The following is an 18134-nucleotide window of genomic DNA, read 5'->3' as shown; positions in this document are numbered from 1 at the left end:
GCGGCTGGCAATCGGGAGCGACCTTTCGGATGGCTGGACGGCACCCCGTCTTGTGGGGACATGCGCGGCCGCTCGCGATGTTCTCCACCTCCCCGGCCGCGCCGGCATCCCTCTACAGATTCCGCGGTCCCGGCCCCGCCGCGCGCCTTCCGCCGGAGGCTTGGTCTATGACGAGTACCTCCACTACCCCCATCACTCCCGTCGGCTCCGTCGGTCGCGGCGCGACCACCGCCGAGCACCGCGTCCGTCTGCGCCGGGCGCACCTGCGCCTCCTCGAACCGGGCCGGAACGCGAGCATCGTCGACATCGCACGGCACCGCGCGCGCCGGGACGGGCTCGCCCGGCTGCACGCGTACGCGGCGACCCGTGCCCGGCCGCCGGTGTTCTGCGCCTGGTCCGCCGCGCTGTTGCGCGGCCTCCCGGCGCTGCACGATCCACCGGAGGCCATCCACGTGCTCGCCTCGGGCCGCGCGGAAACCGTGTCGCCGGGTCTGATCGCGCACCGCCGAACGGAGGGTCCGCCGGGCGACGTCTGCGAGCGCTGCGGGTTGCGGGTCACCTCCGTCGCCAGGACGGTGGCCGACCTCGCCGCTGCCACGTCGTTCGTCGGCGGCGTCGTCCTCGCCGACGCCGCGCTCTCCACCGGACCGTTCGGCGAGCGAGCCGCGCTGGCGACGCGACCGCTGATCCGCGCCGCAGCGGAGAGCATCCCGGAACCGGTGGGTCGGCGGCGTGCGCTCGCCGTCGTGGGCTTCGCCGACGGGCGCGCGGAGTCCGTGCTGGAGTCCGTCAGCCGCGCGACCATGGCGCTCGCCGGAGCCCCGCCTCCGCGACTCCAGGTGCCGCTGCGGGACGACGCGGGGTTCCGTGCTCGGGTCGACTTCCTCTGGCCGGAGCTCGGCCTGGCCGGGGAGGCGGACGGGGCCGCCAAGACAATCCATCCCGCGATGCTCCGCGGACGATCGCCGGCGGAAGCCGTCGCGCGGCTCGACGCTCGCCGCCGGGCGATCGAGGCGCTGGGCGTGCGCGTCATGTCGTGGCGGTGGGAGACCGGTCGCCGGGTGGACAGGATGCGGGCGCTGCTGCACGCGCACGGAATCCCGCTCGCGTCCGGGCCCGCGATCGAGGGGCTGTGATGACGCGAGCCGGCGTGCGATCTAGTCGCCGGGCGCGGGCTGGGACTCCGGCGCGGCCTCGGCGGCTTCCGCCGCCTCTGCTGCCTCCGCCGCGTCGGCGCCGGCCTGCGCGCGCCTCCTCGCCAGGTCGCGGCGCACGTACCAGAGGTTCGGGATGACCTGGCACAGCAGCACGGCGACCGCGGAACCGATGATCGGGCCGCCCGCGCCGATCGTGAGCGTGAGCCACCACGAGAGGCCCAGGTTGATCGGCACCAGGATGACGATCGGCAGCACCTGGAACGTCAGGCCGCGCTGGTCGGTCATGTACATGCCGATCGGGTACTTCGCGGCCTGCACGACGATGAACGCGATGTACCCGCCCACCAGCCAGCCATCCAGGGTGAGCTTGCCGCTCGAGACGAACTGTGTCACCCATGGCAGCACCGCGGTGAGCAGCAGGGACGCGACCAGGGCGCCTCCGGTGAAGACCAGCGTCGGCCGGTACGGCGACTCGACCCGGGAGGCCGAGCGTGCGCGGGCGAACACCGGCCAAAAGGCCACGCCGGCGGCGGCGATCGTCTGCAGCACCATCCCGTAGAGCTGTGTCGCGAGGTTGTACTGCGCGAGCTCGGTGCCGTGGGTGAGGTGGCTGAGCAGCAGCCGGTCGGTCTGCATCGCGATCGGCAGCGCCAGCATCTGGGCGAGCATCGGCCACGCGAGGCCGAACGCGGCGACGTTCGGCTCCCGCCGCACCCGGGGGACCGCCCGGATCGCCGCACCCACCTGCGGCCGCAGCGCGCGCGCGGCGAGCACGAGGCAGAGCACGGAGACCAGGCCGCTCGCGATGTACGAGAACACCGCGAGGTAGCTGTCCGCGGGGACGGCGAGCAGCACCAGGACGGCCACCGAGAGGAACATGAAGGGAGCGACGATGAACTGCGTCGCCGTCTGCGTCGTCGTCCTGTCGAGACCGACGAGGATGCGCTGGCCGACCGTCAGCGGCAGGGTCAGGCCGAAGATCGCCAGGCACAGGAACGCGGCGATGCTGCCGGAGCCCGGCGTCAGCCCGGCGCCGAGCAGCGTCGGCCACCAGCCGAGCAGGGTGATCACCAGGGCGACGCCCGCGATGACCAGGCCCGCGCCGATCAGGATGCGCATGGCAGTGGTGATCGTGCGGCGCACCACCGGATCGGTGCGCGGGTCGGACGACCCGGCGATCGCGTTGATGACGACGGCGGCCATGCCCAGATCGGCGAACGGGAGCAGCGTCGAGAGCGTGGTGAGCAGTCCGTACTGCGCGTACGCCTCGGTGCCGAAGTGGGTGATGATCATCCGGCTGGTGAAGATGCCGATCAGTCCGGACAGGCCCATCACCAGGACCTTCGTCGCAGCGGTGGAGGAGACCGCCCTGGCCATGCCGCCCCTGCGGACGGTCGCTCCGCCCGCCGCTCCCTTCGTCCCGCCGCCGGTCCCGCCGCGCGCGGCGCGGGTGTCGCTGCGGCTCATGTCGCGGCCGGCTCGAAGAGCCACAGGTCCGCCGCCCGCCGTCCGTCGACGGCGGGCAGGGTCGTCAGGATGTCGGCCGGTGCTCGCGGGTCGTCGATCGCTGCGAGGACGGCGGAGGCGAGCGCGACGGCTCCCGCGTCCGGTGCGACGACCTGGTGCCCGTGAGCGGACAGCCACGCGCTCAGGCCCGTCTCGGTCGTGGTCACGACCAGGCATCCGTTCGCGAGACCCTCCACGATCGGCAGACCGACCTGCTCCCGCCAGCGCGGGCGCGGCTGCGAGGGCAGCGCGAGCACCTTCATGGTGCGCAGGGCGGCCGGGATGGCGGCGCGCGGGGGATCGACCGTCAGCGAGATGGAGGGATCGGCGTGCGCGGCCGCCTCGGCGAGCGGCTGCAGGGCGCCCTTGCCGACGAGCACCAGCTGCGCGTCCGGCCGCGCGCGGCGGACGAGCGGCCAGGCGTCGAGCAGCTGGCGTAGTCCCTTCCTCTCGTCGAAGGCGCCGAGGAAGCCGACGACCGGCGCGCGGCGGGCGGTACCTGCGTCGTCGGCAGCGCTCGGTAGCGCCGGGATCGTGCGGGTGCGCAGTGCCGCGCGCGCGGGGAAGGAGCGCTCGTACAGCTCGCGCGCCGCGTCGGTGCCGTAGGCGAGCCGGTCCAGGTTCCGGTGGACGTACGCCGCGAGCCGCATCCGGGCCCAGCGTCCCGCCCTGCCCCTCGCGTGCGCCGGACGGGGAGGCTCCAGGTTCTCGATCGCGTAGCTGACGATCGTCGTCCGCCGGCCGCGCAACCGGTCGGAGAGCCGGAGCGCGGCGACCGAGAGCGCGCTCCGCGCCGCCGAGGAGAGCATGAGCGGCTCGTTGACCTCGAGCGTCGACACGTCCGAGCGCAGCAGGATGCGCGCGGCGGAGACGTCACCGGCCTGCGCGAGGTCCAGACCGGACTCCAGCGATGCGTCATAGTCGTAGCGCCTGCTGCGGTAGAGGATGCTCGCCGGGGCGAACTCGTGCGCGCGCTCCAGGTGCGCCGAGCGGACGACCTCGTACAGCCGCACGTTGCGATGGACCGTCCGGCTCTCGGTCATCGTCACTCTCGCCCGGATGCGACCGTGTTCTCGCGATCCGCGTCCACGCGCTCGGACTCGGACTCGGCGTCCGGCGCGTCCGCGGTCGGGGCCGGCCGCGCGGACGGGTCGGAGGCGGCCCGATCGGTCGCGGAGAAGTCGGAGGCGGACAGGCCGGCGGCCGAGAGGTCGGTCGCGGACAGGTCGGACGCCGACAGGTCGGACGCCGACAGATCCCCGTCGTCGGTGCGCGCCGCCCCGCGACGGTCGCCGGACTTGGCCTCGGTGCGGATGCCCCAGACGCCCCGCTCCGAGCGCCCGCCGTTGCCGCGGCGCGCGGCCGAGGCAGGCCAGCGCGGGGCGCTCGCCGCCGGCGCGACGTAGCTCGTGTACGGGCTCCTCGCGGCGGCGGGGACGAAGTTCATCACGGCGCCGAGCACCGGGGCGTTCACCCGCTGCAGCGACTCGAGCGCGTGCTCGAGGTCGTGGCGCGTCGTCCCGTTGTAGCGGACCGTCACCAGCGCGCCGTCGGTCAGCCGGGCGAGCGGGAGCGTGTCGGTCACGGTCAGCAGCGGGACGGAGTCGAACACCACGAAGTCGTACTCGGCGGCCATCGTTCGCACCAGCGACGAGAACGCCTCCGAGCTGAGCAGCTGGCTGGGGTTCGACGGGATGGAGCCGGCGGCGAGCACGTCCAGGTTCGGAGCACCCCACTGCTGCACCGCCTCCGAGAGCGACGCGCGGCCGACGAGGACGGTCGTGAGGCCCACCGACCCCTCGATCTGGCACAGGTTCGCGACCGACGGCCGACGCAGGTCGGCGTCCACGAGCAGCACGCGGTTGACGCGCTCGGCCATGGCGAGCGCGAGGTTGACCGAGACCGTGCTCTTGCCGTCGTCGACGGACGGCGAGGTGACGACGACCACGCGGATGGAGCGGTCGAGGTCGGCGAACTCGAGGTTGGAGACCAGCCCGCGATACGACTCGGCTTCCGCGGAGCCCGGCGAGGCGAGCACGGCGAGCGGGTCCGTGCGCCGTCGCCCGCGCGGGATGCGCGCGAGGATCGGCAGCTCGGCGACCCGCTGGATGTCCTCGCTGGTGCGTACGCGGGTGTCCAGCAGCTGCCGCATCACCGCGTAGATGAGACCCAGGGCGAGGCCGGCGGCCGCGCCGAGCATGATCGAGAGCGACCGGTTGGGGGAGATCGGCGCCTTCGGGAGCGTCGCCGCGGCGATGACGGACGTCGTGATCGCGGGTTGGTGCGCGCTGGTCTTCGGGGCGATCGCGCTGATCGCGTCCGAGAGCGACGACGTCACGGCGGAGGCGATGTCCTGCGCCTTCGACGGGTCCGGGTCATCGGCCGAGATGTTGATGATCACCGTGTTGATCGGCGTCTCGGCCGTGATCTTCCCCGCGAACGAGTTGTACGTCCCCTTGTAGCCGACAGCATCCATCGCCGGCTTGAGCACGCTCTCCGTCGTCGCCAGCGCGGCGTAGGACTGCACGACGTTCTGCGCGAAGGTCGAGCCCTGGAGCAGCTCCGAGGTGTTGTCCCCCTGGCGAGCCGAGATGAAGACGCTCGCGGTCGATCGGTAGACGGGGGTCGTCTGGGCGGCGACGACGAATCCAGCAGCAGCGCCGACGAGAATCAGCGCGACGATGGTGATCCAGCGCTTACGGATCGCGAGAAGGTACTGATGCAGGTCCACGCGGGTGGTCCTCTCGGGTCGGGTGTTACAACGGTAGGCCCGTCCGCATAGCTGAGTAAAGCTCAAACTTGTCCCCCGTCGTGGGGGCGGGCGCGGTTCAGGCGCCCGTGATCACCCGGAGGATGTCGGCGTCGTAGCGCTTCCTGGCGTGCCGTCGCTCCGCCGCCGCGCGGGCTCCTGGGGCGCCGGCGCGGTACGAGGGCCAGTCATCGGCGATCCGCTCGACGGCGTCCGCGAGCGCCGCGGCGTCCCCGGGCCGGACGAGTTCCGCGGTGTCGTATCCGGCGGCCGCCTCGCGGAGGCCCGAGGTGTCGGAGGCGATGACGGGACGCTCGGCGAGGATGGCCTCCACGGCGGCGTTGCCGAAGGTCTCGTCGGCGAGCGACGGCACGAGCGCGATGTCGGCCGCGGACAGCTCATCCCAGACGCTCGGCCGGAAACCGAGCAGGCGCACCGCATCCCCGAGGCCGGCGCGCTGGATCTTCTCCTGCAGCTCGGTCCGGAACCCCTCGTTGCCCGCGAAGACGTCGCCGACCAGGTCGAGCGAGACCGGGCGGCCGCGGCCCCGCAGGATCGTCACCGCGTCGACCGCGACATCGACGCCCTTGCGCTCGGACAGCCGGCCGACGTAGACCAGGCGGATGCGGCCGTCCAGCTCCTCGCGCGGCGGCGTCACCGCAGCCGGGCCGTCCACCGGGTTCAGCACGACGCTGGTCCGGCCGGCGAGCCTCGGGTACGGCTCGGCGAGGACGCCCGCGCAGAACTCGCTGTTGGCGGCGATGGCGTCGGCGAGCAGCAGCGGGGTCGACAGTGCCCGCTTGACCAGCCGGCCGGCGCTGCTCTCCGCCTCGTGCACGTGGCAGACCGCGGTGCGGCGTGCGAGCCGGGCGGCGAGCAGCCAGGTCGGGATGGTGAGCGTGCTCGCGTAGACCACGTCGATGTCGTTGCGGCGGATGGTCGCGATCGCGCGTGCGACCGCGACCGGCAGCTGCCCGGCGAGCGACGCGAGTCCGCCGGGGGAGAGCAGGCGCCTGCGCAGAACGGGTGCCGCGATGATCTCGGCCGAGGCACCCCGTCGGCGCACCTCGGCGATCAGCGGCCCGTCGCCCGGAACGGCGACCGTGACCCGGTAGCCCGCGTCCACCAGCGCCCCGACGGTCTCCAGCATCACCCGGTCCGACCCGTACAGCTCCGCGCCGGGATGCGCGACGAGCACGGAGGGCTGCCGGCCGATGGGCATGTCGTCTCCTTCGTTCGGGACGGTGTGCGCGGGCGGATTCCGACGACTCTACCGCCCGAGGGTGCGCTCCGAGCCGATTCCCGCTTACAATCATGAGCAATCTTCACATAAGGAGAACCGATGCCCGTCATCCTCGTGGTCTGCACAGCGAATGTCTGCCGATCGCCACTGGCGGCGGCCATCCTCACCGTCGGCCTGCGGCCGGCGTTCCCGGGCAGCCTCACCGTGCTGAGCGCGGGGACGACCGCGGCGAACGACCAGGAGCTGTGCTCCACCGCGGCGCGGGTGCTGTCCAACCGCGGCGTGCCCGGCTACCTCGCCGAGCGCTCGCGGGCGGGCCTCCTCGACGTCGGTCTGGTGGAGACGGCCGACCTCATCCTCACCACCGACACCTCCCAGCGGGCCGCCGTCGCCCAGCTCTCCTCCGCGGCCCGGTCGCGCACGTTCACTCTCCGCGAGGCGGCCTTCCTGCTCGAGGGCGCGGCTCGGCACGGGCGCCGGTCGGATTCCGCGACCTTCGCGGACGCGGTCGACCGGCTGAACACGCTGCGGGCGACGATCGTGATGCCCTCCAGTGGCCGCGGCCGCCGGTTCGTCGGTTCGGCGCGGCACCGCAACCCGCTCGACATCGGCGACGGCCACGGCAAGGGCCCCAAGACCCACTCGGACGTCGTGCACTCGGTCGCCGCCGTCTCCGAGGAGCTCTCCCGCATCCTCATGGCGGGGGCGGCCGTCCCGGCGTGACCCGACGCGCGAAAGGCCCCTCCCCGCCGAAGCGGAGAGGGGCCTTGTCGTCGCTCAGCTCAGGCGATCACCAGGAGCCGAGGTGCAGCGTGCCGGCCGGCTGGCCGACCAGGCTCGCCACCGAGGCGGGCAGGGACCTGGCGATCGAGGTGACCTGGGACAGCGCGGAGCTGGTCAGCGTCAGGCCCGAGGTGAGGGTTCCGGTGCCGGTGACCGACGTCGAGCGGGTGTCCTGGCCGGTGGCCGCGGCGAAGGCCGCCGCGGTCGCGTAGCCCTTGGTCGCCGTCGTGGTCTGCATCCAGACGATGTCGATGGACGGCTTGTTCGCGACCGTGCGCTGGTACAGGTTGCCGTTGATCGTCAGGTGCATGTCTGCTCCGGAGAGCTTGTGCGCCTGGTCCTCGACGGTCAGCTGGGCGAGGCCGGTCGCGTCCGCGAGGACGTTGTTCGACACGGTCACGTTCTGCACGATCCACGAGAACGTCGGGTCCGGCTGCGGGCGCTTCGGGTCGTGACCGGGGACCGAGAGGTCGGTCTCGCGCCGCGCGTCCTGCATGAGGGCGATGTTGCGGCCGTTGCGCACGGACGTGTTGTTCCACACCGCGCTGTCGGAGGTGTCGAACAGCCGGATGCCGTTGCCGGCGTTGTCGCGAGCGACGTTGTCGGCGATGGTCACGTGGGCGGAGATCTCCGCCTCCACACCGTCGCCGCCGTTGGACACGAAGTCGTTGCCCGTCACGGCCGCGTCGTACACCGACTCGTCCAGCCAGAGGCCGGTGGTCGCGTTCCGCAGGAAGGCGCTGTCGGTGATCGAGATGCCGCGGCTGCGGGTGATCTTGAATCCGCCGGAGATCGGCTCCCTCTTGAAGTGCTCGCTGTTGTTGTCGGCGACGAGAAGGCCGCTGGCCTTCAGCCCGTAGGCCGAGTTCCCGCCGAAGCCGAGCATCCCGTTCCTGGCGATCGTCAGATTGCGCAGGGTGGCGTCGGTGCTCCACGCGAAGAGGCCGATGGTCGCGTTGTCCACGATCGCCAGGTTCTCCAGCGTGATGCCGGGGACCTGCGCGGTGATCGTGCCCATCTGCATCGCCGAGGTGGCGTAGCGCTCGAAGCCGATGCCGCGCACGGTGGTGCCGGCGCCCTGGATCCGCAGGGCCTCCTGCAGCGTGCTGACGCGGACGGAGTGACCGTTCGGGTTGCTGCCCAGGACCAGCTGCTTCGCGGACTTGTCGGCGTAGAAGGTGCCGGCCGTCACGGCGCTCCGCGAGGCGACCTGACGCTGCGAGACGCCGTCGATGAACACCTGGTCCGGCGTCGCCGCCATCGGGTAGTTCGGGTCGATGTAGCGGGAGGCGTCGCTCAGGTTGCCGGAGTACGACGGGCTGTTGTTGAAGGCGTAGGTGTAGCCGCCGGAAACCCACGTGGAGCCGGATGCGCTCCAGTTGCCCCAGTTCTGGCTGCCGTCGAACCAGACGGCCTCGCCCGGGTAGGACTGGATGATCAGCTTCTTGTTGAACGGCACCGTGACCGTCTCGTGGTAGGTGCCGCCGCGCAGCACGACTGTCGCGCCGCTCGGAGCCGCGCTGATCGCCGCCTGGGCGGTCGCGTACGGCTTCGCCTGGGTGCCGTTGCCGCCTGCTGCCGCACCGGCCGCCGCGAACACGGCGCCGGACGGGACCGCGTAGCGGGTCGAGCCGATGGCCGCCGAGCCGACGCTGTGGCGCGCGCCCGAGGTCGAGACGCCGTTGGAGGCCGTCTGCGCCGGGGCCGAGGTGTCGGGGTTCGTCGGCGTCGCCGGGGCGGTGGGCTGGGTCGTCGGCGCGGGAGCCGGGGTCGCCGTCGGGGCGGTCGGCTTCGTCGGCGTGGTGCTCGGCGTCGTGGTGGGCGTTGTGGGCGTCGTCGGCGTCGTGGCGGCCGCACCGGCGGTCGCGACGAGGTCGTCGACCTTCAGGGTGGCGGCCGTCGATGCCTTCGACAGGTAGCCCCAGACGGCGAGCGAACCGGACGTCAGGCGCTTCGCGCTCGCGTCGGTCCCGTTCGCCTGCCAGGCGCCGGCGGTGCTTCCGGCCGGGATCACCCTGGCCTTCAGCGCGACCGGGGATGACCCGGTCACCGAGAACTCGAGGGTGTACGCCTTACCGGCGGTGATGCCGGTCGCGATCCGCTGCTCGGGCACGATCATGGTCGAGGCGGAACCGTCGGCACGGCGCACCAGGAGCGTCATGGCCTTCGAGGACGTGAAACGGACGACCGCCTCGTAGTGGCTGGAGCCGTTGATGCGTGCCTGCAGGGCGGCGTAGACGCCGGAACCCTTCGTGGGCAGCGTCGGTACGGTGAACTTCGCGGACGCGGTCACATCGGTGGCCGACACCGAACGCAGCACCGTGGCGGCACCGACGCCCGGCTTCAGGGTGAAGACGCCGGTCCCGGACGCGACAGAGGTCGCGGACGGGTTGGTCGCCGTGTAGGCGCCGCCGGTGCCGGCGGAGCCGAATCCGGAGCCGACCGTCCGGGTGAACGAGTCGGAGACCAGCGGAGCCGGTGCGGCGACGGCGCCTGCCACGCCGACGCCCACGGGGACGGCGAGCGCGGCGGTCAGCGCGGTGGCGATGGCCACCGTGCGGGCGCGAGGCCTTCTGGTCTTGGTGTTCGATGTGCTGGTGGCGGCGTGCCGACCGTGGTTTGAAGTGAAATCGCGGGGGTTTTTGCTCGTCATAAGCGGGTTGTATTTCCCGCCGCCTCGGGTAGGGATGGCAGCCGGATCTGGCGGAATGGGGGGTCCGAGGGCGGCGCTGTAGGAAGTATTCACCACTGCACCGCTGTTGTCGAATTGTTATAGAGCGTGTCGCTCACGCTTCGACGACGTGTCCTGTACCCTCCGTCGCCGCGACCGAACCGCCTCGTCTACCACGCGCACCCGCGGAACTGTGCCCCGAAATGAGGTGAACAGCCAGTTCTGTATACCCGGCCGCGACTCCGTCCCAATCGTACCGTTCGAGCGCCCTTTCTTGCAGCGCGCTCCCAGAAGACTTTGTGCTTTCCGGGCTCGCCTCCGCCGCCTCCAGCTGCCTGCTCGCCTCTTCGGCGTCGCCGAAGTAGCGAGCGCCCGGTCCGGCGACCTCCCTGTTGAAGTCCACGTCGTACGCGATCACCGCCGTCGCGGCCCCCATGGCGCGCAGCAGGGACGGGTTCGTTCCTCCGACCGAGTGCCCGTGCACGTACGTGAGCGCGTTGGCGTAGAGCTGGTCGAGGAGCTCCTGGTCCCACACCCCGCCCAGCAGCCGGATGCGGTCGTCGGAAGCGGCGAGCTCGGTGATCCGGCGCGAGTACTCGGCGGCGTACGGCGCCGAGCCGACGACCACGAGCGGCAGCCGGGCGCCGCTGAGCCGGTAGCCGTCCACGATCACGTCGACGTGGTTCTCCGGCTCGAACCGCGCGACGACGAGGTGGTAGCCGCCCGGTTCCAGGCCCAGCTCCGCGAGAGGGGCCGAGGGGACGGCGTCGATGCGCTTCGAGCCGTAGGTGAGCAGGCGCGTCTCCACGCCGAACTCGCGCTCGTAGTAGTCGGCGATGCCCTGTGCGTCCGCGATCAGGGCGTCGCCCCAGCGGACGGCGAGCGACTCGGCGACGCGGTAGTACTGCCGCCCCGCGCGCCCCCACTTGCCGCGCTTCCACTCCAGGCCGTCCACGTGCACCGCCACCGGAACCCTGGCCAGGCGCAGGAGCGGGAGGAACGGCGAGTTCGCCGCGTTGAACACGAACGCCGCATCGAACCGGCGCCGGAGCACGGCGTGCAGCACGGACAGCCCGGTGTGGCTGAGCGTCTCCAGCGTCTTCGAGCGGAGCGCAGGCAGATGCACCAGCCGCATCCCCTCGTAGCGCGCCGGTCGCTCCGCGCCCTTCTTCGTGCGGCAGTACACCGTCACCTCGGCGCCGGCCGCCGCCATCCTGCGGCCGATCTCGTCCACCGCGGTCTCGAAGCCGCCGTACGCGGCGGGGACCCCGCGGGTCCCGATCATCGCGATGCGCAGCGGACGGCCGCCGGCCGCGGCCATCAGTACGCCCCCACGGGATGCGTGAGCACCTTGACCGTGCGCCACATGATCACGAGATCGCCGGTGAGCGACCAGTTCTCCACGTAGTAGAGGTCGAGCCGCACGCTCTCCTGCCAGGACAGGTCGCTGCGGCCGTTCACCTGCCACATCCCGGTGAGCCCCGGCTTGATGTAGAGGCGGCGGTGCACGTGGTTCTCGTAGCCGTCCACCTCGGACGGGAGCGGCGGACGCGGTCCGACCAGGCTCATGTCACCGAGGAAAACGTTCACCAGCTGCGGCAGCTCGTCCAGCGAGTACTTGCGCAGGATGCGCCCGACGCGCGTGACGCGCGGGTCGTCCTTCATCTTGAACAGCAGGCCGTGCCCCTCGTTCTGCTCCTGCAGCCGGGCGAGCCGCGCCTCCGCGTCGACGACCATCGAGTGGAACTTGAACATCCGGAAGCGCACGCCGTTGCGGCCGACGCGCTCCTGGCTGAAGATCACGGGGCCGCCGTCGTCGAGCTTCACCGCGATGGCGACCGCGAGGAACACCGGGGCGAGCAGCAGCAGCGCGAAGCCGGAGGCGAAGAAGTCGAACGCGCGCTTGAGTACGTGCTTGCCACCCTCGAACTGCGGGATCTCGACGTGGATGAGGGGGAGGCCCTCCACGGGACGGAAGTGGATGCGGGGGCCGGCGACGTCCGTCAGCGGCGACGCGAGCACCAGCTCGGTGGCGGTGCCCTCGAGCTTCCACGCCAGCCGGCGCACGAACTCGCCCCCGCTGAGCGCCCGGCCGGCGACGATCACGGTGTCGGCGCCGAGCCGGGCGGCCGCCTCTGCGACCCCCGACAGGTCCGAGACGACAGGCACCTCCCGCTCCGGGGAGGCGATGCGGCGCCCGAGCTCCGCATCCTTCTTCGCGCCCTTCCGCTTCCCCGTGTCGAGAGCGGCTCCCACGACGTTGTAGGCCGCTCCCGACTTCTGGTGGATCTGGCGCACGACGTAGTCGACGTCGTCGAACCGGCCGACGACGAGCGCGCGGGACAGGTAGTGGTCGAACGAGCGCTGGCGGATGAGCCAGTGCCGCCACCGCCAGCGCGAGAACAGCACCCCGCCCATCCCGAGCGGGAGCGCGAGCACGAAGTAGCTGCGCGCGATGTCGATCTTGGCCACCAGGAAGAAGATGGCGAGCAGGCCGAAGGTGATCGCGGTGGCGCTGACCACCCTGCGGTACTCGGTGACCCCGACGCCGACGACCCGGGGGTCGCGCGTGTGGTAGGCGGCGAGGGCGAGCATCCAGGTCACCGCGATCAGCAGCGAGACGGTGAGGTAGTCGATGCGCAGGCCAGGACCGGAGGTCTGCGCCTGGTCGGCCCCGAAGCGCAGGAAGATCGCGCCGATGGTGCTCGCCAGGATGATGACCGAGTCGGTCGCGAGAAGGCGCATCCGGTACAGCCGGGCCCAGCTGCGCTCGGAGCTGAGCGGGGTGGCGGCGTGGCCGAGACGGCTCAGCCGGGGACGGACGACGGTCATGCCGCTTCCTCCCCGGAGGGGAGGAGCGGAGAGCCGGCGACGGCTTGGGGGAAGCCGTGGTCTCGAACGGTTTCACCGTCGCCGGCCCCGTTCCACGAGGGCGATCCGCTTGCCGACCGGTGCCGCGCGCCCACGAGGGGGTTGAGTGCTCGAAGCGCTCGGCATGACGGAGTCGGGTTCACGGATCGTCCCTGGGTTCGGACGACGCGCCTCGGGTCGGCGCGCCTTTCGGGTTGGCGTGAACGGGTGAGTCGCTGTCGCAGCTGAGGACTCGGGTGGATCCCCCTCTGTAAACTGATAGTTCCTCACCAATTCACAAAGGTGAGAATACATCGTTTTTTCAGGAACGTGGGGCCCGCATTCGGGGGGTGCTCAAACGAGCAGCCGGGAAGGAGGCCCGGTGGGCCGTCAGTCGCCCGCAGCGTCGCCCTGCTGCTCGCTCAGCGGCTCGATCAGTGTCGGGTCGCCGGGGTCGACGGTGCGCGAGTTGTTGACCCGCCTGTCGACCTCGTAGCTCGCGATCGTGCTGGCGACGCGGTCGGACTCGCTGGCGAGGAAGGCGACCATGTCCTCCTTGGCGGCCTCGTCGAGCTTGTCGGGGTCCAGGTAGTCGTCCCACGCGCTGCGCTCCAGGAAGACCGGCATCCTGTCGTGGATCTCGCCGGAGGCGTCCCGTGCGGGCCGGGTGATGATCGCGGTCGAGACCTGCCACTCGCCGTCCACCTTGCGCGCGGTGTAGAGGCCCGCCGCGGCCAGGAGGCCGCCGGACTCCGCGTGCAGGAAGTGCGCGCGCTTGCGGCCGGCCTCGCCCGTCCACTCGTAGTAGCCGCGCATCGGGACGAGGGCGCGCGAGGACGCGAATGCGCCCTTCCACATCCCGTTGCTCGCCACGGTCTCCAGGCGCGCGTTGAAGTTCGGCCGCTTGGAGTCCCGGATGAACGCCGGGTGGAAGTCCCACAGCGCCGCGTCCACGGTGCGCTCGATCTCTCCGGTGTCGCTGCGGACGCGCTCGCGGACGATCGGGACCGGGTCGGTGGGGGCGATGGAGTAGGTCGGCCGCCACTCGCGGAAGTCGCCGCCGGCCGCGACGAACTCCTGGATCAGCTCATCGGTCTCCGAGTCGAGGGCGAAGCGTCCGCACATGATGACAGTCTCCCCCTAACCGCCGACGTTCCGGGCGCCGGCGTCCGCCACGCGCGCGTGCATGCTCGCCGTCGTGGTGTCCTGCGTCGTCGCGACCGTGATCCGCAGGAAGACGATGATCCAGCTGAAGATGAGCACGGCCGCCACGAGCTCCACGGCCGTCAGGTTGTAGTAGCCGACCGCGAAGAACACGGCGACGGCCACGATCACGGCCATGAACACCCAGCCGAGCCAGACGAACGCGCGCGGCAGGCCGGGCATCGCCCAGCGGATGCCGATCGCGAGCAGGCAGAACACCACGGCCATCCCGGTGGCCACGGTGTTGTGCAGCAGGAAGAACCGGTTGACGGGGAACAGCCCGACGCAGGCCAGGAAGGCGCCGACCAGGATGAGCGCGGTGCGCACCTGCAGCTCGCCGCGGTCCGGCTTCCTGTCGTCGGCGCCCGGCGATCCGGTCGCGTACCTGGCGATCGCCGTGACCAGGATGCCGCCGACGATCACGGTCAGGTTGAACGTCATCCCGGAGACGTCATCGGTCATCCCGAGCGCGCTCAGGTTCTGCTTCCACCAGTGCGGATTGGATGCGGTGAGCATGCTCGTGATCGCGCCGACGACCAGGAACACCGCGAGCACGGTCGAGAGCAGCAGCGGGTTCATGTTCGCCGCGGAGAGGAACACGTAGTAGGCGCTCACCGCCGCCGCGGTGCCGACGAGCAGGACGCCGGGCAGGGCGAACACCTGCGCGTCCTGGAAGCTCTTGGCGAAGACATCGCCGAGCACCGTCCAGAGCAGCAGCACGACGACCGCGTGCGCGACCGCGATGGCGAGCGAGTCGAAGAGCTCGACCGCGGCGCCCATCCGCGACCGGTACTCGACGGCGCCGCCGAACCACGGGATGCGCCAGCTCGCCAGCCGGCCGGCCGCGTACGCGAGGACGGCGACCACGCCTCCGGAGATCGCGGCGAACTGGCCGATCGAGCCGTCGCCGTTGATGGTGAGGTCGCGGCCGGCGAACACGAACAGCGCGACGACCCCGACCCCGGCGAACGCCACGGCGCCGACGCCGAGCGCGACGGACTCGACCGACGCGGCGCGCAGCCGCGAGAGCCGTTCCGCCCCGTGCGGGGTGGTCGCCGGGTCCGACACCGCTGCCCTCATGGGGTCGAGCTTACGCACCACCCCGGACGCGCAGGCGGCGCGACGCCCTGCCCGCTCATCTGGTCAGCTCGATGAGCAGGGTGCGGTGCGTCTGCACCGTCAGCCCGGTCTCCTCGAAGCCGATCGCCTCCAGGTCGGCGCGGCCGTAGCTGCTCAGGGCGCCGTCGATGTCGTTCTCGACCAGCCACACCCGGCGGACGCCGTCGAACCGGCCGAGCGCGGCGGCCGTCGGGACGGAGTAGGCGGTGTCCGCCCAGCCGTGGCTCCGGGTGTACGGCGTCCGCAGCGTCACGTCCGCGACGGACGCGAATCCGTCCGGGTAGGTGTGCATCGCGAGCCGGGGGCGCTGCGACGGCTTGGTGGCCTCGTCGAACACCACGGCATCCCCGGGCTGCGCGTGCACACCCATCGCCGCGCTCACCTCCGCCCAGTCCGAGTCGTTCTTGGCGTACGGACCGCGCTGCAGCAGGTAGGTCGGCGTGCAGACCGCGACGAACGCGACGACGGCGGCGCCGGTCGCCGCGAGCACCGGCAGCCGCCAGCGGCCGGCGGCGGCACGTCCCAGGACCAGCAGCCCGTCGGCGACGAGCAGCGCGGCGGCGGGCGCGGCGAAGGTGGAGTAGCGGGCGGTCCACATCGGGTAGAGGAGGTTCAGCAGCAGCATGGCGCCGGTCGGGACGACGAGCCAGGCCAGCGCGACCCACGTCGTGGTGAACGGCAGCGGCCCGCGCCCGGAGCGTCGCCAGGTCCGCACGGCCGAACCGCAGGCCAGGCCGATGAGCGCCCAGGCCACGACGGCGATCCACGGCGTGCTGAACCACGGCGTGTAGAGGGCGCCGAACGGGTCGGACGGCTCGGAGCCGAGGTAGCCGATCTGGCTGCGCTCCAGGAACGCGAGCACGGCGAGCGGGAGCAGCGAGACGATCGCCGCACCGGCCGCGACCGCCCAGGTCCGCACGGTGCGCCGCGGCGTGCGGGTCGCCACCAGCAGCGCGAGGTGCGCGAGCGCGAGCGTCGAGAAGTACAGGAAGAGGACCGAGGTGAGCGCGAGGCCGACCCCGTAGAGGGCCCAGCAGGCGCGGCGGACTCCCGCCTGCACCGTCCGGCCGCGGCCGTCGACCAGCCAGACCAGGAGCAGCGTGAGCCAGACCGCGGCCGCGGCGGTGAGCGCGAACGAGCGCGCCTCCTCGCCCGCGTAGCTGAGCCGCGGGAGCACGCAGCCGACGACGCCGGCGACCACCGCTGCGGTCGGGCCGCCGCGGCGCCCGGCCAGCAGGGTCATCCCGGCGACCGCGAGACCGACCGCGACGGCGCTCGGGAAGCGCAGCGCGAACGCGCTGTCGCCGGCCAGCCGGATCCAGCCGTGCATCAGCAGGTAGTAGAGGCCGTGCACGGCGTCCACGTGGGTCAGCATCTCCAGCAGGCTGCCGACGGGACGCTGCGCCGAGAGCAGCGTGGTCGCCTCGTCGCCCCACAGCGACGGGATCCAGCTGCCTGCCGCGCAGACCACGACGGCGACCAGGCCGAAACCGACCGCGATCGTCCACGGTCGGACCGCCGCGAGCGGTTCGGCCGGGGTTTCGACGTCCTGCTCGGACCTGCGGCCCGATGCGGTCGGTGCGCTCATGTCCCCCACTTCTACCCGGCGCAAGGAAACACTGGACAGCCAAGCAGAGGACGTCTGTAGTCGCCTGGAGAAGCACTGCGGAAACTCACACGTCCCGGCGCGCCCGGCGAATGCTGGATCCCGGGCGGCCGGCTTCCGCCGACCTCCCGGGATCCGCCCCACACACACCGGGAAGACGCGGTGCCCGTGATCCGCACCGCGCCGCGTCCAGCGCGTTGCTCGCAATCTATGGCGCGCGGCCCCCGACCGGCAGGGGATTCACACCCTCCCCGCGCGGTGGTACGCGCTGGCCCACCGCCGCGACGGGGCTAGAGCTCGCCGCGGCGGGCGCCGGCCCAGAGGTCGACGCCGGTGTCGACCGCGTGCTCGTCGATGGCGGCGAGCTCGGCGTCGGTGAAGGCCAGGTTGTCGAGGGCGCCGACGTTCTGCTCGAGCTGGTCCACGCTGCTCGCGCCGATCACCAGGGAGGTGACCCGCTCGTCGCGCAGCGCCCAGGCGAGGGCCAGCTGGGCGAGCGACTGGCCGCGCGCGGCGGCGATGTCGTTCAGGGCGCGCAGCCGGCGCACGGCGTCCTCGGTCAGCCAGTCGGCGTCGAAGGAGGTGCCGGCGCTCGCGCGCGAGCCGTCCGGGATGCCGTTCAGGTATTTGCCGGTCAGCATCCCCTGCGCCAGCGCGGTGAACCCGATCACGCCGACACCCAGCTCGCCCGCGGTGTCGAGCAGCCCCTCCGTCTCGATCCAGCGGTTGAGCATCGAGTACGACGGCTGGTGGATGAGCAGGGGAGTGCCGAGGTCGCGCAGGATCTCTGCGGCCCGGCGGGTCTCCTCCGCGCCGTAGGACGAGATGCCCACGTAGAGCGCCTTGCCGCTGCGCGCCGCCGTGTCGAGCGCGGTCATCGTCTCCTCGAGCGGGGTGCTCGGGTCCGGCCGGTGCGAGTAGAAGATGTCCACGTAGTCGAGCCCGAGCCGCTCGAGCGACTGATCGAGGCTCGCGAGCATGTACTTGCGGCTTCCGCCGCCCTGCCCGTACGGGCCGGGCCACATGTCCCAGCCGGCCTTCGACGACACCACGATCTCGTCCCGGTACGGCCGCAGGTCCTCCTTCAGGATGCGGCCGAAGTTGATCTCTGCGGCGCCGTAGGGAGGTCCGTAGTTGTTCGCCAGGTCGAAGTGGGTGATCCCGAGGTCGAACGCCCGGCGGAGGGGGCGCCCCCGGGGGTCCCCCCGGGCCCACGCGGCCCACATGTTGGCCCAGCCCCCCGCCGG

13 protein-coding genes are annotated in these 18134 nt (G+C 72.0%); 2 read left to right on the top strand and 11 right to left on the bottom strand.

Translation table 11 applies throughout. The features are described from left to right. Positions 1–167 precede the first annotated feature (167 nt). Positions 168–1136, top strand: a complete 969-nt coding sequence (locus ACTHMF_RS12280) for a hypothetical protein (protein ID WP_440317900.1) — start codon at positions 168–170, stop codon at positions 1134–1136. A 21-nt stretch (positions 1137–1157) separates the two neighbouring features. On the opposite strand, the gene ACTHMF_RS12275 is transcribed toward ACTHMF_RS12280, so the two are convergent. The 4 genes from ACTHMF_RS12275 to ACTHMF_RS12260 all read right to left on the bottom strand — a co-directional run bounded on the left by ACTHMF_RS12275 (position 1158) and on the right by ACTHMF_RS12260 (position 6634). Then, positions 1158–2624, bottom strand: coding sequence for a lipopolysaccharide biosynthesis protein (locus ACTHMF_RS12275; protein ID WP_440317898.1), 1467 nt, complete (start codon positions 2622–2624; stop codon positions 1158–1160). Then, positions 2621–3706, bottom strand: coding sequence for a glycosyltransferase family 4 protein (locus ACTHMF_RS12270; RefSeq protein WP_440317896.1), 1086 nt, complete (start codon positions 3704–3706; stop codon positions 2621–2623). The genes ACTHMF_RS12275 and ACTHMF_RS12270 overlap by 4 nt, the downstream gene beginning before the upstream one ends. 2 nt (positions 3707–3708) lie before the next feature. Next, positions 3709–5394: a polysaccharide biosynthesis tyrosine autokinase gene (locus tag ACTHMF_RS12265; RefSeq protein ID WP_440317894.1), complete on the bottom strand. Its 1686-nt coding sequence runs from the start codon at positions 5392–5394 to the stop codon at positions 3709–3711. A gap of 97 nt (positions 5395–5491) precedes the next feature. After that, positions 5492–6634 carry a glycosyltransferase gene (locus ACTHMF_RS12260; RefSeq protein WP_440317892.1) on the bottom strand — a complete coding sequence of 381 codons (1143 nt, stop codon included), beginning with the start codon at positions 6632–6634 and terminating at the stop codon, positions 5492–5494. Between the two features lie 120 nt (positions 6635–6754). Between ACTHMF_RS12260 and ACTHMF_RS12255 the strand changes: the two genes are divergently transcribed. Then, positions 6755–7378, top strand: coding sequence for an arsenate reductase/protein-tyrosine-phosphatase family protein (locus tag ACTHMF_RS12255; protein WP_440317890.1), 624 nt, complete (start codon positions 6755–6757; stop codon positions 7376–7378). 67 nt (positions 7379–7445) lie between these two features. On the opposite strand, the gene ACTHMF_RS12250 is transcribed toward ACTHMF_RS12255, so the two are convergent. The 7 genes from ACTHMF_RS12250 to ACTHMF_RS12220 form a co-directional block, all read right to left on the bottom strand. Beyond that, entirely contained in the window at positions 7446–9992 is a 2547-nt protein-coding gene (locus ACTHMF_RS12250) for a right-handed parallel beta-helix repeat-containing protein (protein ID WP_440317888.1), read from the bottom strand. A 232-nt stretch (positions 9993–10224) separates the two neighbouring features. Continuing rightward, positions 10225–11430 carry a DUF1972 domain-containing protein gene (locus ACTHMF_RS12245; protein ID WP_440317886.1) on the bottom strand — a complete coding sequence of 402 codons (1206 nt, stop codon included), beginning with the start codon at positions 11428–11430 and terminating at the stop codon, positions 10225–10227. After that, positions 11430–12941, bottom strand: coding sequence for a sugar transferase (locus ACTHMF_RS12240; protein ID WP_440317885.1), 1512 nt, complete (start codon positions 12939–12941; stop codon positions 11430–11432). Before ACTHMF_RS12240 ends, ACTHMF_RS12245 begins: the two co-directional genes overlap by 1 nt. Before the next feature lie 408 nt (positions 12942–13349). Beyond that, entirely contained in the window at positions 13350–14084 is a 735-nt protein-coding gene (locus tag ACTHMF_RS12235; RefSeq protein ID WP_440317883.1) for an SOS response-associated peptidase, read from the bottom strand. A 15-nt stretch (positions 14085–14099) separates the two neighbouring features. Further along, the gene (locus ACTHMF_RS12230; protein WP_440317882.1) at positions 14100–15242 is read right to left on the bottom strand and encodes a DUF998 domain-containing protein; all 1143 of its coding nucleotides are present in this window, start codon (positions 15240–15242) and stop codon (positions 14100–14102) included. Between the two features lie 55 nt (positions 15243–15297). Continuing rightward, entirely contained in the window at positions 15298–16869 is a 1572-nt protein-coding gene (locus tag ACTHMF_RS12225; RefSeq protein ID WP_440317880.1) for a glycosyltransferase family 39 protein, read from the bottom strand. A gap of 308 nt (positions 16870–17177) precedes the next feature. Continuing rightward, positions 17178–18134, bottom strand: a 957-nt coding sequence (locus tag ACTHMF_RS12220) for an aldo/keto reductase (RefSeq protein WP_440317879.1), incomplete at its 5' end; no start/stop codon positions are given.

Origin of the sequence: Leifsonia sp. (genome assembly GCF_051955155.1) — a bacterium.
GTDB lineage: Bacteria > Actinomycetota > Actinomycetes > Actinomycetales > Microbacteriaceae > Leifsonia.
This window is presented reverse-complemented; position numbering and strand designations above follow the sequence as displayed.